This is a genomic window from Alteribacter aurantiacus DSM 18675 (assembly GCF_000429705.1).
GTDB classification, from domain to species: domain Bacteria; phylum Bacillota; class Bacilli; order Bacillales; family Salisediminibacteriaceae; genus Alteribacter; species Alteribacter aurantiacus.
Window position 1 is genome coordinate 1 of the sequence record NZ_AUCJ01000012.1, and the last position, 25886, is coordinate 25886.

At 44.1% G+C, this 25886-nt stretch carries 26 protein-coding genes and 1 rRNA gene; all 27 read right to left on the reverse strand.

Annotated elements, in window-relative coordinates; translation table 11 throughout:
- Positions 1 to 250, reverse strand: a 16S ribosomal RNA gene (locus G476_RS0102205); the annotation flags it as partial.
- A 785-nt stretch (positions 251 to 1035) separates the two neighbouring features.
- Positions 1036 to 2547 carry a lysine--tRNA ligase gene (lysS, locus tag G476_RS0102215; RefSeq protein WP_169720867.1) on the reverse strand — a complete coding sequence of 504 codons (1512 nt, stop codon included), beginning with the start codon at positions 2545 to 2547 and terminating at the stop codon, positions 1036 to 1038.
- A gap of 138 nt (positions 2548 to 2685) precedes the next feature.
- Positions 2686 to 3705, reverse strand: coding sequence for a tRNA dihydrouridine synthase DusB (dusB, locus tag G476_RS0102220; RefSeq protein WP_026688663.1), 1020 nt, complete (start codon positions 3703 to 3705; stop codon positions 2686 to 2688).
- A gap of 13 nt (positions 3706 to 3718) precedes the next feature.
- Positions 3719 to 3925 (reverse strand): helix-turn-helix domain-containing protein, encoded by a 207-nt coding sequence (locus G476_RS0102225; protein WP_026688664.1) that lies wholly within the window; start codon positions 3923 to 3925, stop codon positions 3719 to 3721.
- Complete coding sequence (gene folK / locus G476_RS0102230) at positions 3877 to 4407, reverse strand: 2-amino-4-hydroxy-6-hydroxymethyldihydropteridine diphosphokinase (protein ID WP_026688665.1); 531 nt, start codon at positions 4405 to 4407, stop codon at positions 3877 to 3879. Before folK ends, G476_RS0102225 begins: the two co-directional genes overlap by 49 nt.
- Positions 4404 to 4769, reverse strand: a complete 366-nt coding sequence (folB, locus tag G476_RS0102235) for a dihydroneopterin aldolase (RefSeq protein WP_026688666.1) — start codon at positions 4767 to 4769, stop codon at positions 4404 to 4406. The genes folK and folB overlap by 4 nt, the downstream gene beginning before the upstream one ends.
- Positions 4762 to 5535: a dihydropteroate synthase gene (folP, locus tag G476_RS0102240; protein ID WP_084405576.1), complete on the reverse strand. Its 774-nt coding sequence runs from the start codon at positions 5533 to 5535 to the stop codon at positions 4762 to 4764. The genes folB and folP overlap by 8 nt, the downstream gene beginning before the upstream one ends.
- Before the next feature lie 262 nt (positions 5536 to 5797).
- Positions 5798 to 6646: an aminodeoxychorismate lyase gene (gene pabC / locus G476_RS0102245; protein ID WP_026688668.1), complete on the reverse strand. Its 849-nt coding sequence runs from the start codon at positions 6644 to 6646 to the stop codon at positions 5798 to 5800.
- Complete coding sequence (gene pabA / locus G476_RS0102250; protein WP_026688669.1) at positions 6640 to 7227, reverse strand: aminodeoxychorismate/anthranilate synthase component II; 588 nt, start codon at positions 7225 to 7227, stop codon at positions 6640 to 6642. The genes pabC and pabA overlap by 7 nt, the downstream gene beginning before the upstream one ends.
- A 13-nt stretch (positions 7228 to 7240) precedes the next feature.
- Complete coding sequence (pabB, locus tag G476_RS0102255) at positions 7241 to 8683, reverse strand: aminodeoxychorismate synthase, component I (protein WP_425387203.1); 1443 nt, start codon at positions 8681 to 8683, stop codon at positions 7241 to 7243.
- Positions 8684 to 9087: 404 nt separating this feature from the next.
- On the reverse strand, positions 9088 to 10020 hold the full coding sequence (gene cysK / locus G476_RS0102260) for a cysteine synthase A (RefSeq protein WP_026688671.1): 933 nt from the start codon (positions 10018 to 10020) through the stop codon (positions 9088 to 9090).
- Between the two features lie 247 nt (positions 10021 to 10267).
- Positions 10268 to 11164, reverse strand: a complete 897-nt coding sequence (gene hslO / locus G476_RS0102265) for an Hsp33 family molecular chaperone HslO (RefSeq protein ID WP_026688672.1) — start codon at positions 11162 to 11164, stop codon at positions 10268 to 10270.
- A gap of 32 nt (positions 11165 to 11196) precedes the next feature.
- Entirely contained in the window at positions 11197 to 11967 is a 771-nt protein-coding gene (locus G476_RS0102270) for a type III pantothenate kinase (RefSeq protein WP_026688673.1), read from the reverse strand.
- A 93-nt stretch (positions 11968 to 12060) separates the two neighbouring features.
- A complete protein-coding gene (gene ftsH / locus G476_RS0102275; RefSeq protein ID WP_026688674.1) occupies positions 12061 to 14100 on the reverse strand; it encodes an ATP-dependent zinc metalloprotease FtsH in 2040 nt (679 codons plus the stop codon).
- Positions 14101 to 14170: 70 nt separating this feature from the next.
- Positions 14171 to 14710, reverse strand: coding sequence for a hypoxanthine phosphoribosyltransferase (hpt, locus tag G476_RS0102280; RefSeq protein WP_026688675.1), 540 nt, complete (start codon positions 14708 to 14710; stop codon positions 14171 to 14173).
- A gap of 78 nt (positions 14711 to 14788) precedes the next feature.
- A complete protein-coding gene (gene tilS / locus G476_RS0102285) occupies positions 14789 to 16210 on the reverse strand; it encodes a tRNA lysidine(34) synthetase TilS (RefSeq protein ID WP_026688676.1) in 1422 nt (473 codons plus the stop codon).
- Positions 16194 to 16640 carry a threonine/serine exporter family protein gene (locus G476_RS0102290; RefSeq protein ID WP_026688677.1) on the reverse strand — a complete coding sequence of 149 codons (447 nt, stop codon included), beginning with the start codon at positions 16638 to 16640 and terminating at the stop codon, positions 16194 to 16196. Before G476_RS0102290 ends, tilS begins: the two co-directional genes overlap by 17 nt.
- 65 nt (positions 16641 to 16705) lie before the next feature.
- Positions 16706 to 17461: a threonine/serine exporter family protein gene (locus tag G476_RS0102295; protein ID WP_026688678.1), complete on the reverse strand. Its 756-nt coding sequence runs from the start codon at positions 17459 to 17461 to the stop codon at positions 16706 to 16708.
- Between the two features lie 28 nt (positions 17462 to 17489).
- The gene (locus G476_RS0102300) at positions 17490 to 18497 is read right to left on the reverse strand and encodes a protein kinase domain-containing protein (protein WP_026688679.1); all 1008 of its coding nucleotides are present in this window, start codon (positions 18495 to 18497) and stop codon (positions 17490 to 17492) included.
- Positions 18463 to 19200, reverse strand: a complete 738-nt coding sequence (locus G476_RS0102305) for a vWA domain-containing protein (protein ID WP_026688680.1) — start codon at positions 19198 to 19200, stop codon at positions 18463 to 18465. The genes G476_RS0102300 and G476_RS0102305 overlap by 35 nt, the downstream gene beginning before the upstream one ends.
- 528 nt (positions 19201 to 19728) lie before the next feature.
- Positions 19729 to 20058 (reverse strand): hypothetical protein, encoded by a 330-nt coding sequence (locus tag G476_RS0102310; protein ID WP_026688681.1) that lies wholly within the window; start codon positions 20056 to 20058, stop codon positions 19729 to 19731.
- Positions 20059 to 20396: 338 nt separating this feature from the next.
- Complete coding sequence (gene spoIIE / locus G476_RS21110; RefSeq protein WP_051314621.1) at positions 20397 to 22880, reverse strand: stage II sporulation protein E; 2484 nt, start codon at positions 22878 to 22880, stop codon at positions 20397 to 20399.
- Between the two features lie 677 nt (positions 22881 to 23557).
- A complete protein-coding gene (locus tag G476_RS0102325; protein WP_026688682.1) occupies positions 23558 to 24031 on the reverse strand; it encodes a S1 domain-containing RNA-binding protein in 474 nt (157 codons plus the stop codon).
- A gap of 72 nt (positions 24032 to 24103) precedes the next feature.
- Positions 24104 to 24484, reverse strand: a complete 381-nt coding sequence (locus G476_RS0102330) for an FtsB family cell division protein (RefSeq protein WP_026688683.1) — start codon at positions 24482 to 24484, stop codon at positions 24104 to 24106.
- A gap of 5 nt (positions 24485 to 24489) precedes the next feature.
- Positions 24490 to 25086 carry a spore cortex biosynthesis protein YabQ gene (gene yabQ, locus G476_RS0102335; RefSeq protein WP_026688684.1) on the reverse strand — a complete coding sequence of 199 codons (597 nt, stop codon included), beginning with the start codon at positions 25084 to 25086 and terminating at the stop codon, positions 24490 to 24492.
- Positions 25083 to 25391 (reverse strand): sporulation protein YabP, encoded by a 309-nt coding sequence (yabP, locus tag G476_RS0102340; protein ID WP_026688685.1) that lies wholly within the window; start codon positions 25389 to 25391, stop codon positions 25083 to 25085. The genes yabQ and yabP overlap by 4 nt, the downstream gene beginning before the upstream one ends.
- A gap of 200 nt (positions 25392 to 25591) precedes the next feature.
- On the reverse strand, positions 25592 to 25867 hold the full coding sequence (locus G476_RS0102345) for an RNA-binding S4 domain-containing protein (RefSeq protein WP_026688686.1): 276 nt from the start codon (positions 25865 to 25867) through the stop codon (positions 25592 to 25594).
- Positions 25868 to 25886: the final 19 nt, after the last annotated feature.

Genomic DNA, 25886 nt, shown 5'->3' on the forward strand with positions numbered 1-25886 from the left:
CGCCGCGGGCCCATCTCACAGTGTTAGGTAAAACCCAACTTTTACAAGGGAACCATGCGGTTCCTTTGATTATTCGGTATTAGCCCCGGTTTCCCGGAGTTATCCCAATCTGTGAGGCAGGTTGCCCACGTGTTACTCACCCGTCCGCCGCTGACGTCAGGGGAGCAAGCTCCCCATCAGTCCGCTCGACTTGCATGTATTAGGCACGCCGCCAGCGTTCGTCCTGAGCCAGGATCAAACTCTCCATAGAAAGTTTGATGTCTCTGACATCATGTCTTGCTTTATTGACGGGATAATGTGTCATTATCCCACGTTTCGCTTGGCTTTTTGTTTAGTTTTCAAAGGTCAAAGCTTTTCTCGGTGTCGTTTTTCGGCGACTTAACTAATATATCATGTAGCGAAGTTCGCGTCAACACTTTTTGAAAAGTTTTTTTGATTCTCTTTTTTCGTTGTTGCCACAAACGTTGTTGTGTCAGCGACGAATAATAATATACCATGGTTTATTTCAAAAGCGCAACCCCTAAATTAAAAAATACAACAAAAATATTATGAACCGATCAATCTACCTGTATCCATTATATTTTAAAAGGGAGGGTGCCCCTTTAAATAACATGTTTGAGTATACAACGAGGTCATGGAAAGAGCAATACTCCGTCACTCTCAACACGACAAAAGAAGATACCATGCTCTTCTTCACCTTAAGACAACTTTTTCAACCATCACCACTCCTGCAGTTTCATCAGATCGAAAGCATTTACGCTAGCACTTCGCAAAGCTACTCTATAAAGAAGAACATTCAAAACAAAGTTTTCAACCTATAATGATTATTACCCTTACCACCGGGTCCGCCCCACGCTCTTCCCTACTCTAAAATCTTTCTTCTAAGGATGATGATTAAACTCGTCACCTTCCCGTACCACACCTCAACCTCACACCCTACCATCTCCACTTCAAGCCCATACCGATGTTAATCAAAGCCAAAGCAACAAAAAAGCACCTTCTGCCTAGTGGCAAAAGGTGCGATTCTTTACGAAATTACTCTTCTTCAGAAGATTGTTGACGCATTTGTGGGAATAAAAGGACGTCACGAATAGACTGTGCATTTGTAAGGAGCATAACAAGACGATCAATACCAATACCTAGTCCACCTGTTGGAGGCATCCCGTACTCTAATGACTCAACGAAATCATCGTCCATCATATGAGCTTCGTCGTCTCCTTGCTCACGCTCGACAAGCTGAGCTTCAAAACGCTCACGCTGATCAATTGGGTCGTTAAGCTCCGTAAAGGCATTCGCATGCTCTCGACCAACAATGAAGAGTTCGAAGCGATCTGTGAAACGAGGGTCTTCTGGGTTTTTCTTCGCAAGTGGAGAAATATCCAACGGATGACCATATACAAATGTAGGTTGAATAAGCTTCTCTTCAACAAATGTTTCGAAGAACTCATTTACAACGTGACCATATTTCATAGTTTCTTTCACAGGGACATTGTGTTCTTTTGCAAGAGCTCGGGCTTCTCCGTCGCTCATTTCCTTCCAGAAGTCGACGCCGGTATGTTCTTTAACCGCATCAACCATGTGGACTCTTGTCCATTCCGGCTTCAAGTCAATTTCTTGGTCGCCATACATAACGGTCGTTGAGCCAAGAACATCTTCAGCGATGTGCGCGACCAGATTCTCGGTTAGGGACATGATGTCTTTGTAATCTGCGTACGCTTCGTATAGCTCAATCATTGTAAATTCAGGGTTATGTCTTGTAGACACTCCCTCGTTACGGAATACTCGTCCGATTTCGTATACTTTCTCTAATCCACCTACAATAAGGCGCTTCAAGTGGAGCTCAATAGCAATACGCATGTATAGTGTCATATCAAGTGTATTGTGGTGAGTAATAAATGGTCTCGCCGAAGCTCCCCCTGCAATGGAATGAAGCATTGGTGTTTCTACTTCAAGGTATCCGTTGTTATCCAAGTAACGGCGCATCGATTGAATGATACGGCTACGAAGTACGAACGTGTCACGAACTTCGGGGTTCACTATCAGATCAAGGTAACGTTGACGGTAACGCTGTTCAACATCTTTAAGACCATGATATTTGTCCGGTAACGGGCGAAGGGCTTTTGAAAGAAGTTGAAAGTCTTTCACTTTAATTGATAGTTCTCCTACCTTTGTTTTGAACGCTTCTCCTGAAATACCGACGATATCGCCGATGTCGATTTTTTTGAAGTGCTCGTACTGATCATCGCCTACAGCATCTTTACGCACATAAATTTGCACTTGTCCTGACAAATCTTGAACGTGAGCAAAACCAGCTTTTCCTTTTCCACGCTTTGTCATAATACGCCCGGCTAATGTCACAGGAAAGCTTTTCTCTTCCAATTCTTCTTTAGAATACTCGTCATACGCTTTTAACATTTGGTCAGCTGTGTGGGTTCGTTCAAATCGTTTACCGAAAGGATCGATACCAAGGTCCATCATTTCCTTCATTTTTTCCCGTCGCACTTGTAACTGGTCGTTTAGTTCTAGCTCTTGACTCACCGTCACCATCTCCTATTTGTATAAGTTTGGTTTCTATTGAAATCACACTGACATCCTTTATTTATCATGAAGAAAACTGCCAGCTTAGGCTGACAGTTTCCGTTTATCTCATGAGGTATTATAGGGAAATGCCCCTGTAATGTCAACTTAACCCGCTTGTTCGCCAGCCATTTCGGCAATGCGTTCTTTTTCTTTTGCTTCAACGACTTCTACGACACCATCAAGTGCCGCTGCCAATTCATCTCGTTTCGTAACTTGGTTAATTTTATCACGCATAAGCCCTGCGCCTTTAAGGCCCTTAATGTACCATGAAGCGTGCTTGCGCATTTCTCTTAACGCTACACTTTCACCTTTAAGTTCAATGAGGCGATCCATATGGAGAATAGCCACATCCATCTTTTCTCTCGGTGTAGGTTCAGGAATGTTTTCACCAGTCTCTAAATAATGAATGGTACGATAGAGCATCCAAGGGTTACCAAGAGCTGCACGACCAATCATGACCCCATCAACACCTGTTGTATCAAGCATACGCCTGGCATCTTCCGGTGTTTTGACATCTCCATTTCCGATCACAGGAATAGTAACGGCATCTTTTACATCCTTAATGATATCCCAGTTGGCTACCCCTTCATACATCTGTACTCGCGTACGACCGTGGAGAGCGACTGCGCTTCCGCCAGCTTTTTCAATCATTTGGGCGTTTTTAACGGCATAAATGTGATTTTCATCCCAACCCATACGCATTTTTACCGTTACAGGTTTATCGACGGCTTCAACGACATAAGAAACCATGTCGTATATTTTATCCGGATCGAGTAGCCACCTTGCTCCAGCATCACACTTAATAATTTTTGGAACCGGGCAACCCATATTAATATCAATAATGTCAGCATTCGTTTGTTTGTCGACTACTTTGGCCGCATCTACAAGAGTGGATTTATCCCCTCCGAAGATTTGAAGACTGAGTGGTTTTTCCCGCTCATCCACATATAGCATTTGTAATGATCGTTCATTCTTATGGAGAATCGCTTTATCACTTACCATTTCAGCACATACAAGCCCTGCGCCGAAATCTTTTGCGATAAGGCGAAACGCCGGGTTACAAACGCCAGCCATTGGAGCTAAGACAACTTGGTTTTTCATCGTGATATCACCAATTTTAAGCACGGTGTACACCTCTTTATTTAATCGACGTTAATTCTTCTATCGTGATACCAAGTGTGTTTGCAACAGAAGCAATCAACTCATCGGACGGTTTACGGTTTCCCCGCTCAATTTCACCAAGAACAGATACGGAAATATCAAGCTCTTTAGCAAAACTCTCTTGCGTATATCCTTTTAGCTTTCGAAAGGCGCGGATTCGTCGGCCCCAGATGATCTCTTCCATTTTCGCACACCCTCTTTATCTGTTAAGTCACGTACATAATGTTGAAGATCTTGTCCATTTGGAAATTGAAGATTCTGATCAACTTCATATAATGGAACTAATACAAAACCACGTTCAAACATTCTTGGGTGAGGAACGTGTAACCGTTCCAACTTAATATTTTCTTTATTATAGAGCAAAATGTCAAGGTCTATTGTTCGAGGTCCCCACCTTACCTCCCTTGTACGACCGAGCGTGTCTTCAATTCCTTGGAGTACATCCAATAATTCAAGAGGTTGAAGTGTCGTAGTAAGTTTAATCACCATGTTTAAAAAGGCAGCTTGATCGGTGTAACCTACAGGATCAGTCTCATATATGGAAGATTTTTTCACTATAGTAATGTTTGGGTGTGCGTCTAGTTGTTGGATGGCACCATGCAGGTATACATCTCTTTCTCCAATGTTTGATCCTAACGCTACATAAGCGTCATGCTGATCTGTCATTCTGGGCGCTCCCTTGTAATTTCAACTGCTACGCTGTCATAATGCCCCGGAATAGGCGGATCGGGCTTGATGACTTTCACTGTGCAGGATTCCACCACTTCAAAGTGCTCGAACATCCGAGCAGCAATACGTTCGCATAACGTTTCAACTAGCTTTACCGGGTCGCTTTCCATCACATCTTTCACATGGTTATAGACGTCGGCATAGTTAACCGTTTTGTCCAAATCATCGGTCGTCCCAGCTGGTTTTGCATCCATCCCTAATGTCACATCTACATACCATCGTTGTCCGAGCTTGTTCTCTTCAGGAAACACACCATGATACGCAAAAAATTCCATACCGGTTACATAAATGTTATCCATTGTATCCTCCCTTGCCGATCATCGCATCCATCATCTTTACCATTCTGCTGATCGGTTTAATATCATGCACACGCACAATGTCACACCCTTTATCAATTCCGTAACAAACTGTTGCTCCTGTCCCTTCCATCCGTTCGTCCACTGGGAGGTCTAGGGTTTTAGCAATAATCGATTTTCTCGACGTACCTAGTAAAACGGGGTACCCCATGTCTGTTACTCGACTTACATGACGCATCACGAGAAGGTTCTCTTCATAGGTTTTTGCAAAGCCGATACCCGGATCCAAAATAATTCGGTCCTCTTTCACACCAGCTCTCAAACAAATCTGGATACTCTCTTCCAAGTCATTTACAATATCGGTCATCAAATCGTTATATTGTGGTGTTTCCCTGTTGTGCATGAGAATAATCGGGACATCGTAAGCCGCTGCCACTTTTGCCATATCCGGATCATATTTCGCTCCCCATACATCATTGATGATATTCGCTCCTGCTTCAATCGCAGTTTTTGCCACGTTCGCCTTATATGTATCAATTGAGATTGGTGCGTTCACGTGTTTTCTAACTTCCTTTAGTGGCTCGAGCACACGCCTCATCTCTTCTTCTTCGCCTACTTTTGTGGCTCCCGGACGTGTGGACTCTCCTCCAACATCAATGATATCTGCTCCTTCTTCAATCATGGAAAGAGCGTGCTCAACGGCGCGAGAACTTCGGTCATATTGGCCACCATCAGAAAAAGAGTCCGGGGTGACGTTTAAGATCCCCATCACATACGTCTTTTCGGAAAAATCTAATGTATAATTTTCCCATTTAATCCGCTCTATTTTTTTCTTTCTCACCTTTCATCACCTCTTTGGTCTAACTTCATTAGTGAAGGCTTTGAAAAAGTTAAAGATCAAACTTTTTCAGTGCCTTTATTTGAATGGCAATGGCTCCACTCGGTTGCGCGCCTGATACGAGAAACCCACTCGTATCAGGCTTTCAAAACAGGCAACCGTTACGCTCATTGCTTCGAAGGCAATGAAAAAGTTAAAGATCGAACTTTTTCATTGCCTTCTTAGTGTAAGCTTTGGTGACCTCTTCATACACAGGCCCACCCATGCCAGGGAATGTATGTTCCCCCACTTCAGAAACAGCCACTATTTCTTGAATGGAATTGGTCGCAAAGACCTCATCAGCTTGAAGCATTGCCTCTAGTAGATAGCGACCTTCATGGACGTGATAGCCTAGTGATCGGAACAGATTAATTACAAACTGCCGCGTGATGCCGTTTAAAATACCGCACTCAACGCTCGGCGAATACACATCTCCGCCTTTTCTCCAGAAGACATTCGATACTAGCCCTTCAGCTACATGACCATGTTCCGTTAAAAATAAGCCCTCGCCTTTAAGGTTCTCCCCCATTTCATACTTACCGAAAATGTTGTTTAAATAGTGATGGGATTTTAAGCGCTCTTGCCCTTCCGGAGTATTTCGAGGTTGCTTTAGGATGTGTAGTGCCTTTTCTTTAGCCCTTGTTTGTGGAAGTTCTTTTACAAAGACCATGACATTAGGATTTGTATATGGCTTCGATGGTAGGCCCACCGGTGCTATTCCAGCAGAGACATTCCACCTAAAGTAAGCATCAGTAAGGTCGTTTGCTTCAAGCAGTCTCTCGATAATATGTAGGACTTCCCCTCGATCGTATGGGGCTTTCACAATCCGAAGTTGGTCGAGTCCGCGATGGAGCCTAGCAAAATGGTCATCCAACAAAAATGGATGACCATTGTAAGTCCGAAAGGTTTCAAAAAGACCAACTCCATAAATAAATCCATGATCAAACGGGGAAATCACCGCTTCTTCTTCTTGGAGAATCAGCCCATTCAAATACATTAACATGAGTATTCAAACTCCCTGTATCGTTCAATAAAATTCTTAAGAAGCTGCTTTCCTTCAGCCGTCATAATCGACTCGGGATGAAATTGCACCCCTTCAACCGGAAGTGTCTTATGACGAATAGCCATAATTTCCCCTTCTTCCGTTTGCGCACTGATTTTAAAACAGTCCGGCAACGACTCACGCTCAACAATGAGGGAGTGATAGCGGGTAGCAACCATAGGGGAAGGCAAATGTTTGAACACGCTTTGTTCATCATGATAAATTTCGGACGTTTTCCCGTGCATCAATCGCTCCGCACGAATGACCTTTCCCCCAAAAACCTGGGCAATGGACTGATGGCCCAAACACACACCGAAGACTGGAATCTTACCAGCAAAATGCTTGATCGCTTCCATGCTGATTCCCGCTTCATTCGGAGAGCACGGTCCAGGGGAAATCATAATAAATGCCGGGTTAAGCTCTTCTATTTCTTCTATCGTAATCTTGTCGTTTCGCTTAACAACAAGCTCTTCACCTAATTCTCCCAAATATTGTACCAAGTTGTACGTAAATGAATCGTAGTTATCAATCATTAAAATCATCTAAAAATCCTCCTCAGCTCAAACTCAATTTTCGGCTCAACTCATCTTCGCTCATCTCTTTTGCTTTCCATAACGCTCTAGCTTTCTTCAATGATTCTTTGTATTCTGCTTTCGGGTCGGAATCAATAACCACTCCCGCCCCTGCTTGAACATGTGCAGTCTCGTCTTTAACGACCATCGTTCGAATGGAAATGTTAAGCTCCATGTCTCCATTAAAACCAATCCATCCGAGGGATCCGGTGTAGACGCCTCGACGTACCGGTTCCAATTCTTCAATGATTTCCATCGTTCGAATTTTTGGAGCCCCTGTAATCGTGCCCCCAGGAAACGTAGCTGCAATCACATCAAAGACGGAATGACCTTTGGCAAGCGTTCCTTTCACGTTGGACACAATATGCATCACGTGAGAGTACTTCTCGATTACCATAAGCTCGTCCACTTCAACGGATCCGTAGCTACACACTCTGCCAAGATCATTACGCTCAAGGTCCACAAGCATCACATGCTCTGCTCGCTCTTTTTCATTGTTAATCAGTGTGTCAGCCAAGCGCTGATCTTCTGCTTCATCTCGTCCACGTGATCGCGTTCCAGCAATCGGCCTTGTGCTTACTTCCTCTCCGTTCACTTTTACCAAAAGTTCCGGGGATGCACTGACGAGCTGAATCTCTCCCGTTTCAAAGTACCCCATATAAGGCGATGGATTAATTTTACGGAGACAGTCATAAACGTGTAAAGGATGTGAAGCGAGCCCTTGAGATTCTCTTACACTCAAGTTTACTTGGAAGACGTCTCCTTGTGCAATGTAATCTTGGACTCGTTTAACTGCCGTCATAAATGCCGGTTCAGAAAAACTTCGGATGGAAGACCCAGCAGCTTCGAATGTGCTTCTTTCTTTATACCAGTCTTCAGGTTCTTGGGCTGCAAGCTCCCATGCGTTCTCCATTTGGTCCAACTTCACGTCTTCCGCTTTTGCCGATTCATCAGTCACATGAGTGATGATCCAAAATATGTCTTCTTGGTGATCCAGGATATATAGGTCATCAAAGGCTAGGAAGTGTATGTCGTCGGTTTGAAGATCGTCCTCCGACTGGGTAGGGATTGATTCAATTTGTCGAATCAAATCATAGCTTACATACCCAAAGAGTCCTCCTTGGCAATCAGGAAGTCCCGGTACTTTATCCGTAACGTATTGTGACAGCCACTGTTCAAGATTTGCAAGAAGTGGGCCGGATTTTTCAACCTTCTCTTCGTTTGTCTTGATGACCAATGTATCGTCTTTTCCTTTAAGCTCTGCCCACGGATTTACACCAATGATGGAATATCGGCCTCCGCGACCGCTTTCGAGAAGAATATATTGTTCGCTCGAACGGGCTAATGTCGTAAATGTATGAAACCAGTTCTTTTTAAAAGGAGTAAGCTTACGGGATCGCCCCACAGCTCTTCGTTGAATCGCCACTGCTGCATCACTCTTTTCCGAAACTTTTGTACTTGTTCATCATTATACGTAGCCTCCGCCGGAACTGCAATCATCCAGATTCCTCTGTATTGTTCCATCAGTGAGGGACAGATATGTAGAAACTTGGTTTAGAGAGGGGTTTTTGTGGGGCAAGTGGAGGTGGGGTTTGGGGGGGCATTGAAATAGCTTGGGTTTGGTGTTCGTGGACGTTGGGAGTTTTGTTGATTGATTTGCTCGGGATCTTCATCGACTTTGGGATTTGTTCATCGACTTCCTCTCGTTCTTCATCGACTTTGATTTGTCAATCACTCCCCCCGTTATCCATCACTTTCCCCTCCCCCTCTTGCCACGCCCCATTTAAAACGACAAAAATCCGGCAAGCTCTTCGCCTGCCGGACTTCTCGTTATTCATGTCCTTCAAATTGATACAACGGCGTACTCAAGTAGCGTTCCCCGTTACTCGGAATCACTGCAACCACTTTCTTTCCTTTGCCTAGTTTTTTAGCCACTTCCAAAGCGGCATAAATGGCTGCACCAGAGGAGATCCCACCTAAGATCCCTTCTTCTCGCGCTGCGCGGCGGGCATACTCAAACGCATTTTCCGTCGATACCTTCATTACTTCATCGTATAATTCTGTATCAAGGATGTCTGGTACAAAGCCTGCACCGATTCCTTGTATTTTATGAGGTCCACCTTTGCCACCTGACAAAACCGGTGAATCTTGAGGCTCAAGAGCAACAAGGTTCAAGTCAGGAAAGCGCTCCTTCAATATTTTTCCGGCACCTGTAATCGTTCCACCTGTACCAATCCCTGAAATGAAGGCATCCAATTGATCGCCGACCTGTTCAAGCAGCTCTTTTCCCGTCGTTTCACGGTGAACTTTCGGGTTCGCTTCGTTTTGAAATTGTTGAGGCATAAAGTAGTCATGTTCGCGGGCTAATTCAGTTGCTTTACGAATTGCGCCACCCATTCCTTCAGGTCCCGGTGTAAGGACAAGCTCTGCACCGTAGGCTTTTAAAAGGTTTCGCCGTTCCATACTCATGGTTTCAGGCATCACCAAAACGGTACGGTATCCTTTTGCGGCTGCCACCATCGCAAGGCCGATTCCTGTGTTTCCACTCGTCGGTTCAATAATGGTGTCCCCGTCCTTTAATCGTCCACTTTTTTCTGCATCCTCAATCATGGATAAAGCGATACGATCTTTTACACTGCTTCCTGGGTTCATAAACTCCAACTTCAAGTACACATCTGCATGATCTTCTGTGACCAAACGGTTAAGCTTAACAAGAGGTGTTTCTCCAATCAGTTCCGTTATTGAGTTCACTACTTTAGCCATCAACGATTCCTCCTCGTATTGGGTATACCCGAGTATTTCTCTATGTTTAATCGTGTTGAAACCATCGTAGCAAAAACCAATCTTGCGGGCAATAGTTACGTTGGATTATTTTCCCTTTATCTGTGCCAACGTAACACTAAGGATGTCCCCGGTCTAAAGGGACCACAAAAGTCGAATCGGCATCTTCCTCTTTTCTATGAGGTCTCACTCATCGGTTTTCGCGTTCCCTACAATACTCCCCTTCCCATTACTGAGGTTCGTTACCCGCTCTTTTTTCATCAAGAATGTCTTGCAAATCGGTCTTGTCAAACATATATTTTTCGTTACAGAAATGACACTGGGTTTCTGCGCCTCCATCTTCTTCAATCATGGCGCTAATGTCGTCTTCGTTTAGACCCATGATGGCGTTGGAGATACGCTCTTTTGAACACTGGCATTGAAACGTGACGCCCATTTCGTCTAAAATGCGGACATTATCTTTACCAAGAATCGTAAACAGTAACTCTTCAGGCGTCAGCCCGTCTTGAATGAGCTTTGAAACAGGCTCCATCGTGTTGAGTTTGTGCTCAATATCGTCAATCACATCATCTGTAATACCCGGCATAAGCTGGATGATAAACCCGCCTGCGCCAGCGACAACCTCATCTTTATCGATAATTACACCAAGGCCTACCGATGCCGGTGTTTGCTCTGATTTAGCGAAATAGTAAGTGAAGTCCTCTCCCAGCTCTCCAGAAACAATCGGTACACTACCTGTAAAGTTGTCCTTCAGTCCTAGATACTTTACAACACTAATTGTGCCGTTTCGTCCTACTACCTCAGCCACATTTAGCTTTCCTTGGCTGTTTCTCTCAGGATCCACGTGAGGATTTGACACGTATCCTCTTACTTCACCGTTGGCGTTGGCATCAACAATAATCGGTGTAGCTGGTCCGTCACCTTCCACTTTTACGGTAATTTTTTCGTCACCTTTAAGCATGGCTCCCATCATGGAAGCGGCTGATAATGACCTTCCTAAAGCTGCTGTGACGGTTCTCCATGTATCATGGCGTCTCGCAGCCTCCTGTACCATTTCTGTTGAGCGTACGGCATAGGCACGCACTTTTCCGTCATAAGCTAATGCTTTTACTAAGTAATCCGACATATCAAACATACTCCCTTCGTTCCTTATCCATTCTAGTGTGTATTGTTTTTTTCATAAATTTCTTTTAATCCTTTTAAAGAAAGCAGAGGATCCACCTGGTCAATAACCGGTGTTTCATAAGCAATCAGTTTGCACAATCCACCAGTTGCAATCACATGTGGATTCATCTTTGCCTGTTTCTTTATTTCTTCTACAATCTTCTCCACTTGTCCTACATAGCCGTAAATAATCCCTGCCTGCATTGCATGAACCGTGTTCTTTCCAATAATCCCGTTCGGTTTATTCAACTCGACTCGTGGCAATTTAGACCCATGCGTATAGAGCGCTTCTGTCGAAATCTTTATACCTGGTGTAATCGTGCCACCCTCGTACTGAGCATGCTCATTAATGTAACAAAATGTCGTGGCTGTACCGAAATCTACAATGATAAGGGGACTTTGGTATTCTTTAATGCCACCAACTGCATTAGCAATACGATCGGATCCTACTTCTTTTGGGTTGTCGTATCTGATGTTCAACCCCGTTTTAATACCAGGACCAACGACGTTTGGTTCTACCTTTAGATAGTCTTTACACATTTGAATCAAAGCGTACATGACCGAAGGCACGACAGAACTCATCATCGCACCTTGGATGTCTTTATAGTGTATTCCAACTTGAGAAAAAAGACTGCCAAGAAGGACCCCATATTCATCTGATGTTTTACGAAAATCGGTCCCAATACGCCAATGATGCACAAGTTTATTTCCATCGTAAACGCCTAGAGCAACGTTTGTATTGCCTACATCAAGAACTAAAATCATGTCAGGCTTCCACCTTTCAAAAGGTTTATGCAGACGAAAAGGGTCCCCTGAAAGGTTATTCGTTCACCTTTCAGGACACCCCCTTAAAGAACATTATTTGTTATCTTTGTCTTTATTATCATCATCAAAAGGTTTTTCAACTTGGTCGTCAAGGTAGCTTCTGCGAGGTTTCTCCTCGTTACTTTCCTCTGTTGCTTCGTTGTCTGTACCTTTTTTACTCTGGATATTCACTTTTGGCTCATCATCTGATTCACCGTTAAGTTTATTGGACATGTGATGCCCTTCAGGCATTTTTCCATCTTCAACAAGGGACTTAATTTGTTCTGCATCAAGCGTCTCATATTCAAGAAGCATTTGAGCAACAAGTTCAAGCTTATCCTTGTGTTCAACCAAGATTTGACGACAGCGTTCATACGACTCTTTAATGATACGCTGAATTTCCATATCGATTTCATGAGCAATGGCGTCACTGTAGTTCGGCTCATTGTTAATGTCTTTGCCTAGGAAGACTTCTCCTTGTGGCTGACCGAATTGTAGTGGTCCGAGCTTTTCACTCATTCCATATTCCGTAACCATTTTACGAGCAATGCCAGTGGCCCGCTGGAAATCATTGTGTGCTCCGGTACTTACTTCACCGAACATCACTTCCTCGGCTACACGTCCACCAAGAAGGCCTACGATCTTATCAAGAAGCTCAGGCTTTGTCATGAAATAACGGTCTTCTTTTGGAAGCATCATTGCGTATCCGCCAGCTTGACCACGAGGTACGATGGTTACTTTGTGAACCATGTCTGCACTCTCGAGCTTCACCCCTACCACCGTATGACCGGCTTCGTGGTGGGCAACAATGCCTCGTTCTTTCTGGGAAATAACACGGCTTTTCTTCGAAGGGCCCGCAATGACGCGGTCAATCGCTTCTTCAACCGATTCCATGTCGATCTTGTTTTTGTCTGTACGAGCAGCAACAAGGGCTGCCTCGTTAAGAAGGTTCTCTAAATCTGCACCAGAGAAGCCTGGGGTACGATGGGCAATGGTCTTAAGGTTAACGTCGTCAGCCAATGGCTTGTTCTTCGCATGAACCTCAAGGACTTGCTCACGTCCGATCACGTCGGGACGACCTACCATAATTTGACGGTCAAAACGTCCTGGACGTAGAAGGGCTGGGTCAAGAATATCAGCACGGTTTGTTGCAGCGATGAGGATAATTCCTTCATTCGCACCGAAACCGTCCATTTCTACTAGTAATTGGTTAAGTGTTTGTTCACGCTCATCGTGTCCGCCACCAAGACCGGCACCACGACGACGACCAACTGCATCAATTTCATCAATAAAGATGATACATGGCGAGTTTTTCTTTGCATTTTCAAACAAGTCACGTACACGGGATGCACCGACACCGACAAACATCTCAACGAAGTCGGAACCACTGATTGAGAAGAACGGCACGCCGGCCTCTCCTGCAACCGCTCGTGCAAGTAACGTCTTACCCGTACCCGGAGGACCTACCAACAGGACACCTTTCGGGATTCTTGCACCGATCTCAGAGAACTTGCGAGGGTCTTTAAGGAAGTCAACGACTTCGACAAGCTCCTGCTTTTCCTCTTCTGCACCGGCTACATCTTTAAAGCGGGCTTTCTTTTTGTCTTCACTATAGAGCTTCGCCTTACTCTTACCGAAGTTCATCACACGACTTCCGCCACCTTGGGCTTGGCTGAGTAAGAAGAAGAACAAGATAAAGATAATGATAAATGGAATGATTGCGGTAAACACCGTCACCCATCCACTTGGTTCTTCAGCTTCTTGGAAAGAAACTGAATCTGCTTGGTTCACCAAGGTCACAACTTGACCTATCATCTCTGGTGTATCAGGAACATTTACAATGAAGGAAGCTCCTTCTTCAGGCTCCTCTTCATCATCCGTTGCACCAGGGACTAAATTCCCACGCAGGATATATACATCTCCACCCGGCTGGGCAGTGACATTTTCTATTTGACCATTTTCTAAGTACTCCTGGAATTCATTGAATGTAATCTCTTCGGTGCCGTCAGTCTCACCATTAAAGAGGCTTACAATTCCTACAATGACCAGGAAAATTAATAAATAGAAGATTGTATTACGAAAAATCCGATTCATTGTTTACCTCCTCCCGCGTACAAGTACACTTAAAATATAGTACCATACAACCATCCTTCATCACAATGAATTAACCTTGGTATATTTCCGGCTTCAAGATGCCGATAAATGGGAGGTTGCGGTAGCGCTCTGCAAAGTCAAGGCCATATCCGACAACAAACTCATCAGGGACTGTAAACCCTGCTACGTCAGGGACAAGGTCCACTTTACGGCCTTCCGGTTTGTCGAGGAGGGTTACAATTTTGACAGTCTTTGCTTTACGATATCGGAACAGTTCCACTAAGTAGCTTAAAGTAAGCCCACTATCGATAATATCTTCAAGGATCAGGACATCGCGACCTTCAACAGATGTGTTTAGGTCTTTTACAATCTTAACTTCCCCTGAAGAGACCATTTCATTACCATAACTTGAAACATCCATAAGATCGAGTTCCACATGTGTATCAATATGTTTGATCAAATCCCCCATAAATGGAAGGGACCCTTTTAGTACACCAACCACCAATGGAAAGCGACCTTCATACTCTTCTGTGAGCTGTTTACCTAGCTCTGCGACCTTTTCCTGAATTTCTTCCTCTGAAATCAATACTGACTGAATATCATCTCTCATAATGTACGATTAAGCCTCCTAGAATATAATCCGAACTTTTCCCATATAACAAACGACCATTATGTAACAAAAGCTTACTTATGTGACTTCCCTAAAAGGGTCATCATCTAACTCGCATTCCATATAAAGCACTTCCCCAATGTTTGAAGTAGCACTTCCGTAAACCGTATGCACTAGTCCCGGCACCCATACAATTCGATCTTTTGCATCGGTGACAATAGGCCATGTGTCACGGAGATGACGAGGAACTTTTTTATCAATGAAGATATCTTTCATCTTCTTGCTCCCGGTCATTCCTTTTGGAAACACACGGTCCCCCGGCTTCCTTGAACGTACTGTCAAAGGCAAGCACAAATCAAGCAGGTTACACTGCAATACCCATAAACCTCTTCGGTGATCCGGTTTATATGGAGAAACAGACGCCTTTATCATACCCTTTTTAAGCATAACCATGCCAGGTACAGGCAATCGTTTTTCCAACATGTCTTCATCAATATCCGCTGTTATTGCTTCGGTTGAGATCAGACAATGATCATACGATCGGTCAACAAAAAGATCCCCCGGCAAATCAAGGTGACCGGAAGGGTGTTCTTGTACAAGCAAGTCCATAAACGCTCTCTTATGTACACTTAACGATGGTACGTGATCGTCCTTTATGGAAAGATAGTTTAATATTAGATGAAAGCCCCTCCTTTGTAAAGGGATGGGCAAATCAAGAAACCCTTTCACCGATAATCTAATTTGCTTTTCATTTTGCTCTAAAATCACATCGGAAAGTCTCTCTTTTGCAAGATCGGTTAAAAACGCTTCATCTTCGTGCAGCCATTCACTTTGGCTTTGAAACCGTTCATGAACATTTGGGTTTTCTTCTTTAAAGAATGGAAGAATCCGTTTTCTGAATCGGTTTCTCGTATATTTATCTTCCTCATTGCTCAAATCCACTTGGTAAGGAAGTCTGTGCTCTTTGCAATATGCCAAAATGTTTTCTTTACTTACATTTAAAAATGGCCTCACAAGAAAGCCCCCGGCAAATGTACGTTTCACAGGTATCCCCTTTAAACCGGCCCCCGCTCCTCGCACTTGCCTCATAATCATCGTTTCAATTTGATCGTCCCCGTGATGTCCCATTGCAAGGACATCACCATCATGTGCACGCATCGTTCGTTCAAAGAAATCATAGCGGCACACTCTTGCCGCTTCTTGAACAGAAGCGCCATACTCCTGCACGTAAGCTTTCACATCCAGCTTTTCTGTTACACACTCGATATCGTAATTACGGCATCGTTCAATCACAAAAGACATGTCACTTTCGGATTCCTTCCCGCGCAGTCCATGCTCGGCATGCAGTGCAATCACACAAAGATCCATTTCCTCTTTCTTTTCCATTACGTAATGGAGTAAAGCCATGCTATCAGGACCACCAGATACAGCAACAAGCACGGTCTTTTCTGGCAAAAGTAATTGGTGGCGCAAAACAAATTGATCAACGACTCGTTTCATAACGGTGACCAATCCCCTTTCCAAAAGAAAAAACAGCAAGTGCAAACACAAGACCGGCTGCGATCGCTCCGGCTCTTAACATCGTTTCAACCCCATACTCAAGCCCCGTTAAATATTCACCATCTACAAAGGCAAGCATGGTGAAGTAAGCACGACTTCCCGGCACGAGTGGCAATATCCCAGGAATGGCAAGGGTCGTTACAGGGATCCTCACATACCTTGCCAAAAAGTGAGCGATTAACGCTGCTGTTAAGGATGCCATGGCCGTTGAAAATACAGGTGAAGCGCCAAAATATAGGCCTCCACTTAACACGGTATAAGCAACAACTCCGATTCCTCCACCTAATAAAAGCGCTCGCTTTGGTACACTGAAGATCACACCGAACCCCACTGTTGCAATAAAACAAATAATTAATTCAATAAAAAACATGCGTCCCGCTCCTTTCGTCAAAGATAATGAAAAAATTCAAAACCCAATTTTTTCATTATCTTTCATCAGAGAAATAAGGAGATGGCAAATGCCACACCACTTGCGATCGACAACGATGTAAGAAGCGCTTCCGCACCTCTACTTACTCCTGCAACCAAATCACCACTCATCAAGTCCCTTACAGCGTTCGTTAACGGAACACCTGGAACAAGAGGCATCAATGATCCGATGACAATTTGGTTGATATTATCTCCCACTCCGAAAAAAACAAGAGCAATAGCAACTGAACCACCGATAAAAGCCGCCATGAATTCAGCCGCAAAACGGACTTTTAAGTAACGCTCAAACTCAACGACCGTGATGCTCGTTAAAATCGCAGCGATAAAGGCGGGTAACAGGTCTGGCCAATCACCGCCAAATAGAAATGAAAAGCCGCTTCCCGCAATTCCCGCGCTCAAATGAATGAGCCATAACGGATATGGAACCGAAGCTTTGGCGATATCCTCGAGCTTCGCCTCTGCCGTTTCTACATCAAGTTCGCCCGAAACGAATTCTCTTGATACTTGATTCACTTCAGTCACTTTGTTCAAGTCTTGAAGTCTGTCATCCACACGCACCATCTGCATATGGTCATCTTTTCCTTCTTCCTCAAAGGAAAGGAAGATTCCCGTCGTTGTAGCAAAGCAGTGCACGTTTTTCATAGATGCTGCTTTTGCCATCCGTTCCAACGTCTCCTCTACCCGGTATGTTTCAGCTCCGTTCGTGAGCATGATTTCACCGGCTAACAGGCATATGTCCATGACTTTATCCGATTTCCCCATGGTTTGCCTCCTTGCACGATCTTCTTTGCTACATGATTTGTCCAACTAAGTATAGAACATAAGCAAGAAGAAGGAAAGAGGCTACAAGGACGGTTTCACCTATACCAGATGAGCGCTTCTGTTGGCGCCGGACTCTCTTTTTATAAGATTTGCGATTGACTGTCGCACTTTCTTTATTTATAACCGGACTCCTCTTCTTAACCATGTGTTTTTCAGGTGAAAAAGACGTGTGTCCGATGAGCTCTGTTAGGTCTTTTCTCATGTGAAGCGCATCATGATAGCTTCCGGTAAGGGCTTTTTTAATCACGCTCGAATACGCTGTGAGCATGGATGTTTGACTAACTTGAGTAAGCAAGTACTTGAGATTGTCCTTATCCTTCCTCTCTAGCCTAGAAGGATAAGCGCAGTTAATCATAATCATACCTACTGCAAATAAGTCGTACGTAGGCTCTGCTTTGCGGCTCCCAAGCCCCCAGTATCCTCGATCAAAAAACTCCGTATATTCTTTAATTGATCGACCAAGCTTTGTCGTTCCACCTACATCAAACCACCGCACCCTAACCGGTGGTCCTGTCATAAGTAAATTTTCAGGTTTCAAGTCCCCAAAAGCCCACCCTGCAAGGTGAAGGCGATCAAGGTCTCCAAGCAACTGAATAATTGTGATCCCAATCCATTCCCCACCACGGCTTCTTAAAAAAGGGATTACTTCTTCCCCCTTTATATACTCCATGACATAGAAAGGATATGTCCCGCTAGTCGTTTCAACATCATCCACATCGATGAGAGAAGGCCCAAGGTGATCTCCTTGGACCTTTGAAAAGTGCTTTAATACATTCACTTCTGATGTGATGGACATGGCATCTTGTCCCACTTTAAGCGCAGCCAAGCCAGCCTTTGTATCAGCGAGGTAAACAGTACCCGTGGCCCCCCGTCCCAGCTCCTTTATAATATGATACTGGTTTTTATGCCACTTACCGATCAATCTTTGATCATTATATAGTTTACATCCCTGTTTCTTCGAGATCGGTTCTCTCATCTCGTTCGACCTCAATTCTGTCCATCCGCTTATAGAAGATATGAAGCGCTTCTTGAAGTGCCGGTCCTGTCGGTGTCAATCCGCCTGGAGTAAGCTTTTTAAACACACCTGAAAGGGAGTCCAAGTGCGGGGTCCACCCTAATCTCTTCTCCACATCTTGTCGTTTTCCCGGGAACGAATAAAGGGAGAATTGATTAGCCCCTGTTCGGGACCGCAAACTTACGCTCAAATCAATCAATGCTTCTTGCACCATCGGCAACTTCTTGGTCATGCTCGCACTCGTATCTACTAATATGAGCACTTCAAGGTCCATCGTTTCACCAAGATCATCAACCACTTCCACAACCTGTCCCCTTTTTGCCGGAGACAAATCTTCCAACTCATGCTCTTCACCTAGAATTTGCTGAAGCTCCTTATTCACCACCCCTTGAATGGTTTGCGTCATCGCTTTTCGAGTGACCATCTGAACCGTCTGCGAGAGCTGTTTCGCATAAACGATTTGACTAATGCCACCACCGGACGAAGCGATCTGCTCCACCTCATTTAATCCATGCTCACCATGCTGAGACTCTTCTAAAATACCAATTACATTTACCGTAATTCCTTGCTCTTTCATAAGAGCTGCAATGGCAACAGGGTCTCCCCCTGCGTTTGAACAACCGTCCGTCAACAACAATACCTGCCTAAGCGTACCTTTCTTCATCTCTTTCCCCTCCAAATGATAAAACTAGTATCATCATTTACAAGAATGAAAGAGAATATACAACGAAAGGCGGAATCAAGCGCTTAGCTCCGTCAGGCGTTTTAGGACGGCAACGGAAGTCGCTTCTCAGACTTCCTTTGACGGCATCAAACGACCCCGAGGAGCTGCTTGATGCAGCCGGACATGAGAAAGGTGTAATCGGCTTGCTCACGAGCGATTAAAGAAACTTGACTTATCGCCAATTGGTGGCGAAAGTCATAGTTGATATTATACTTTTATCCATTTTTATTATTTCAAGAAAGTACAAGCACTTTGGACCGGCTGATTGAAGCCGCTTTTCAGGCTTCTTCAGACGTGACAAAGTGACCTCGAGCTCGTAGCCGATGGAACCAGACATCACTTCCGAAGTAGTAACGTGATCCGTCAGACGTTTTAGGACGGCAACGGAAGTCGCTTTCCAGAGACTTCCTACACTGGAGCATTTCTGATTGAGAGGCTGACAAAAGGACGTCTCCTTGTGCCTTCCCACTACCCCATCATGCTCGCCAGATAAAGAAGAGGAATAATCCTTATCGCAAATGCTGCCATTTCTCTCGGTGGTCCTACCGGCCATATCACAAAAAGGCGGTACGTGCCTGGGGCAATCACGTCACTGAACCTTCCTTTTACGTTTAACAGATTTTCCTTCACCGATATGGCACTCACCCACCCGGGGTAAACCGACAGGGCTTTTTTGCCCTCCAGCGACACTCGTAATCTTTTCTCCGGGCTAACGTTGGCAAACACCGCATACGTCCTAAAAGCAAACACTCGAATCAACCATTCTCGTAACGTTAGAAACATGTTGGATTTTTCCATTATTTCTTCCACCTCCGAAGGTTTTTCCGCTCATTAGCGGCCATGCTGTTTGCTTTTCGTGGTCGTCTTGATTTGCATTAATTATGAATTATGATCCTACTTATAAATGCCTATTTAATTATTTGCCAATAAAGAGAGATCGCCACAAAACGTTTCGTTACCCTGAATCACCGGCCACCCCCGGGATTCTCCGGACTCTGTTTCTCTCGTCGATTCTCTTTGTTCGTTTATATTGCCCTTCTCACGCTAACCTGGCTCATAGTACCTTGACATGCAGATTTCACCTCCTGTATCTGATCAAAGACCCGCTTTTCTTTAACATCCGTTGGCTCGCATCCTTAGCTGGATGATTTAGCGAACGCCTTTTCTTCAAAGGCGACCGGAATGGTAGCCCATTTTGGTAAATGGTGGTCAATTCGGGCTACGACCACCGTCATATCGTCATGAATCCCTCCTCCTTCTCGAATGACACGTTCCATCAGCAGATCAGCAACTTCCTGAGGGTCATTCGTTTTCATTTCATTAATCACGCGCTTCATCCACACCTCCCTGTTTTCAATATTCGCAGGACCATCAAAGATGCCGTCACTCATCATGATGAGAAGGTCCCCGCTTTTTAATTGCTCATTAACCACATCCACCTCCACGTCAGTAATCATTCCAATTGGCAAATTACCCGATTCAATCATCTTCACCTGCCTTCCACGTTTTAAGAAACTAGGAATGGATCCTACCTTTAAGAACTTAGCTGATGCATCTTGCATATCTATCATCACCAGATCAAGAGTCGAGAACATCTCCTCTTCCGACCTGAGTGCTAACACAGAGTTAATCGATTTGATGGCGACCGTTTCTTCAATCCCGGATCGCAAAATATTTTTTAACAGCTCAATCGTGTCGTTACTTTCCAGGTGCGCTCGTTTCCCGTTACCCATCCCGTCACTGATGGCAAGAGCGTATTTTCCCGCACCAAGCTCCATCGTTGAATAGCTGTCCCCAGAAATCCACTTGCCCCCTTTTGCCGTTTGTGATGCACCTGTTGAAACAACGTATTGCTTGGCCGAACCAAACACGAGTCTCTCCGCTCCACCTGCAAGGGAGGCCTTTTCCGTATGTTTAACCACAATGGTTTCTTTCAATATATGGGAAAGGAGTGGTGCAATCACCTTTTCTCCTTCGTTATATTCGTTATGAGAAATGATCATCTCGATATCCACGTTTCCATTATCGAGAGAGTACACTTCCACTTGCTCCACTTCGACGCCGGCTTTTGTGAGGGATCGGCTGATTTGTTCCTCTTGAAGTTCATGGGTCTTTTGTTCTCGTTGAATATCTTTTGCAAAGTCCTCCATGACCTTTGACACACCTCTTAGCTGATCGGCCACAAGCCTCCTGCTCTCGATAATTTGCTTGCGAAGCTGCTTGTTGGCATGAATCTGGCCAATTTCATCTTTCACAGCCCGAATCACTTTGTCGTGCTTAATACAATGATTATGGAGATCACTCATGAGACGCCGATCATGCACGTCATTATTGGTCTCCACCTCTTGCATCGTGCGTTCCATAATGTTGTACGTCTCCGAGAACTTACGTGTCCAACATTGATGTTTTTTCATACACGTTTGACACGTCTTTTCCGTTACTTTACTGAGGAAAAGATCGACGTCACGCCCCTGCTCTTTTCCAGGATCCTCTGCACTTACGTCTGAAAAGCTATTTGAAAGCGTGTAAAAAAGCCGGGAGAACTGCTCTACTTTACCCGCTGTTAAATCACGGATCTTTCTAAGGTATTGCTGTTGCTCCACCGCATGCTCTGCCGTTCCTGGTATATAGCGCGCAATGTGCTCGATCCACTTCTTCGGTGTAACAAGGAAGATCGCAATGGCAACACCCGTTTCCATCATGGAGATACTCAAGGTACTCTGATTGTCACCGTACATCCCCATCAATCCGGTTCCAATTAGCAGCCCCATACACACCCCGATTTTTTTACCCTCTTTCAAAAGTCCACCGAGCAGTCCGGAAAAGGCCAGTAAGCTCATATGAAACAAATTCGCCACATTTGCAAGGCTCAAGATAAGCCCGACTACCACCCCTACGGTGGATCCAATCGCTGCCCCACCTACGAAGGCGAATACGAGAACAAGGTATCTCGCTATAATGAATTCAACAGATAGATTATATAAAAGCCATCCGACGGTTCCCGTCATGACTGAAGCAAGGAAGATCACAATACTCACAATTTCCTCGTGTCGTAAAGACATCTTGTTCTTTCGTTCAAACAAGATGGGAATACTTTGGAAAAAGATCAAGGTTACTACAAGAGCAAGACCCGCTTCTACTCCTGCTATCATGGCGCCATAAGAAGAGAAGCCTTCTTGAATGGATATAGTAGAAAACCTCACTGTGGCCACCGTGATAAAAACCGTTAATGGAATCAAGTTACTCTGTGGCCTCATGGCTGTTATGATTCTGTGTAAAATTAAGTAGGTCATCGTCGCTCCTATCGCATAGGCAGCAAACGTAATCGAGATCGTTGCCGCTCCCGCCCACAGAGCAAGAAGCGCCCACTTCGCTTTCGACTTTTGCCAATGAAGCATCACAGCCAAGAAGGGAACAACAAATGGTAGTAAGTGCATTAGAATTACAGCTCGTCCGAGCAAGAATCCGATTAATATAATCCAAAACGTTCTCTTTGCATCTTTTACACTCGGCTTTTCAAGAAAGGCTACCATCCTCTTGGAAAGGCGGGAGAATGGTTTATTTGGTATTGGGATCGCCGAGGTTTGGCTGGTTGCACGATACGTAAGTCGTCCTAACATGTGTAAGCACCACCTGTTCCATATAGTGGTAACATTATAAACATGTATTTTCTGAAGAATTTGTCAAAAGAACCTAAGTGTCAAAAAAAAGTGTTCGACGGCTTTCATTCCTAAATCCACTTCTTTTTCGGTTTTTCCCCACGCTGTACATTCACTCCGTCATTTGCTCAATTGAACTGAAATCGACCTCGCTTCTATACGCACCATGGATTTTGTGGAGTTTTAAGTAAAATGAAAATTCTGACAAAAGTTGGTGGAGATTGAAGTACACTTCTCATCTTTCTCTCTTTTTAGCAGAAAAAAAGAGGGTTGTTTTTCTTGAAAAAGGGTTTTTTTATCTTTTTAATTGTTCGGGGGGAGGTGGTTGATTCGGTTTTCGGGGTAGTAGGTGGGGGGCCGGATGGCGAGTTTTGATTTATCAATCACTTTTTTCTCGTTATTCATCACTTTTAGATTTTATCAATCACTTTCATCGCGTTATCCATCACTTTCACAATTTATCAATCACTTTCCCCTCGTTATCCATCACTTTCACAATTTATCAATCACTTTCCCCTCGTTATCCATCACTTTCACAATTTATCAATCACTTTCCCACCCCACCTACACCCATCCACACAAAAAAACACCTACACTCGTGTAGGTGTTTCACTATTATATTTAATTAGCAGCAAGAGTTAGCGTTTCGTGCCACGACCCCCACGCTTTGATTCTGTCTGACGCTTCAAAGAAGTTAGACGTTCTTCACTATCTTTTAGGAAACGGTTCATCTTGTCTTCAAAAGACATGGATCGTGGTCTTTGTTGACGCGGACCACCACTTCCTCCACGGCGAGGTGGACGTCCTGAACCTGAACCCGATCCTGAACCTGAACCTGGTCCTGGTCTTCCGGAACTGGAGCTTTGTCCAACCGGCTTGTCTACTGCCTTGCGGATCGATAAGCCGATTTTCCCGTCACTTTCCACATTTAACACTTTCACTTCTACTTCGTCACCGACAGTGAGATGCTCATTGATGTCTTTAACATAGTTATCTGCCACTTCACTGATGTGGACAAGACCTGTTGAGCCTCCTGGGAGTTCAACGAACGCTCCAAAGTTAGTAATACCAGTGACTTTCCCTTTCAGCTTGCTGCCTACTTCAATCGACATGTAAAAAATGCTCCTCCTTGTATGTTGAAAAAATTCATATAGTTACATTATACCGATGAGAGAGGAATTGTGTCAATCTGATGAAGATCGCGGCAACTGAAAGAGGGTTTCACCCGGTTTTGTTAAAAAGTAATCCCGTCTTGCAAGTTCTGCAATGTAATCATAATCTTGCAGTAACTCTATCTCTTCTTTCAGCTCATTTTCCTCTTGCTCTAAATTAGCCAGGTTGGTTTCCAGCTCACCTTGCTTTTGCTGCTGATCCTGAATCGTACTATGTTGAGAGAAAAGTGTAAAGACAGTGAAAATGAACATCGCAAACATCAGGACGCCAAAAACGGACATGCGGCGGACGAGTCCTTTTCTTCTTCTTCTCTTTTGATCTTTCAGTCTTTCCTGTTCTTCAGCATACTCAGAAGCGAGTCTCTCGAAGTTGACTCTGCGATGATCATGCACGTTCTTCACTCCTTTCTTTTCTTAAACCAGTTCCTCACTCGTTTAAATTGACTGTATAGCTTTTCTGAAAATAAATAAAGATTTTGTTTCCATTTTACCAAGAACGTAAATCGTACACCTACTTTAGCCAAGGTCCAACGTAGGGGCGCGATCAATACTCTTAGGAAAAAGTAAACAATTCTCCATATTGTGGATAATATTATCATACATAAGGCCAGTACAACTTGCAATAACCATTTTATCGGCGTGATGATGAAGATGACGATCAGTCTGACAATAAATCGGTATAAAGCAATGACGAAACGGATCATCCATTCAAGCACACTCTTATAAATGTTTTGCAGTAAAGCGCGATAAGTAGAATAACCAAGCAAAAGAGCAAGCAAGACGTAGAATCTCATTTCCCCTTCGTTGACCTTAAGTAAAACATAAAACAGAAAAAGGCCTTGGGCACACCAAAAGAATAAATCATTCACGAGGTGAACCCATTTAAACTGACGGGGGCTGCCAAGGAATCGATGATATGTGTCCACAGCCACCCCAAGCCAGATGCCCATCACAGTCATGACTAGCATCGTTTCGAATTGTACTTCAAGGGTCACTTGAATAACTTCCCGAAGAACCCTTTGGATTTATCACTGTTATTTTGGTCGAGGTAAACAAGATCGTCCACCCGCCCTTGAATAGAGACGTTCCCTTCATCTACATCAAGGTTTTTCATCTGTAAATGCTGGCCCCGTATGGATAAGAAACCCATTTCGGTTTCCAACAGGAATTCTTCGTTATCGAAGCTTTCCACTTGTTTTACTCCTGTAATTTCAAGGGTTTTTCGACCTTTCATCGAGATGTTGTGGTCTCTTTGTTGCCGTCCTTGTCCACCTGACATGAATTCATATGATTGATTCATAGCACTACCCTCCCCAGACTCTTTGGTACAGTCTATGTGGAGGGTTAAGTGAATAGAACAAGCCCTGTTTTGCACATTATGTAAGACATTCCTTTGTTTGTTTACCCTGATTCAAAAGGGACGAAACAAAGGATGGCATTTTATCTTTTCCTTCAATGGTAAAACTAAAGATCTTTTCGTCCCTTAGGAACGGTGGGCCTTTAAAAATCGGACTGTTCGTCTCGAAGTGACTCTTCTTTAACTAATGTATAGAGAGTAGCAGCTTCATCTTTTCGTGTAGACTCTTCTAGGCGGTCTACAGTTACGGTTACGATTTTTTGACCAAAGCGGATTGAAATTTCATCCCCTACTTTAACATTCGCGCCAGCTTTGACAGTTTGACCGTTGACTGTGATTCTTCCTTGCTCAGCTACTTCTTTAGCCATCGTTCTTCGTTTGATGAGTCTTGAAACCTTTAGATATTTATCGATTCTCATATGGAATCTCCTCTCTCTT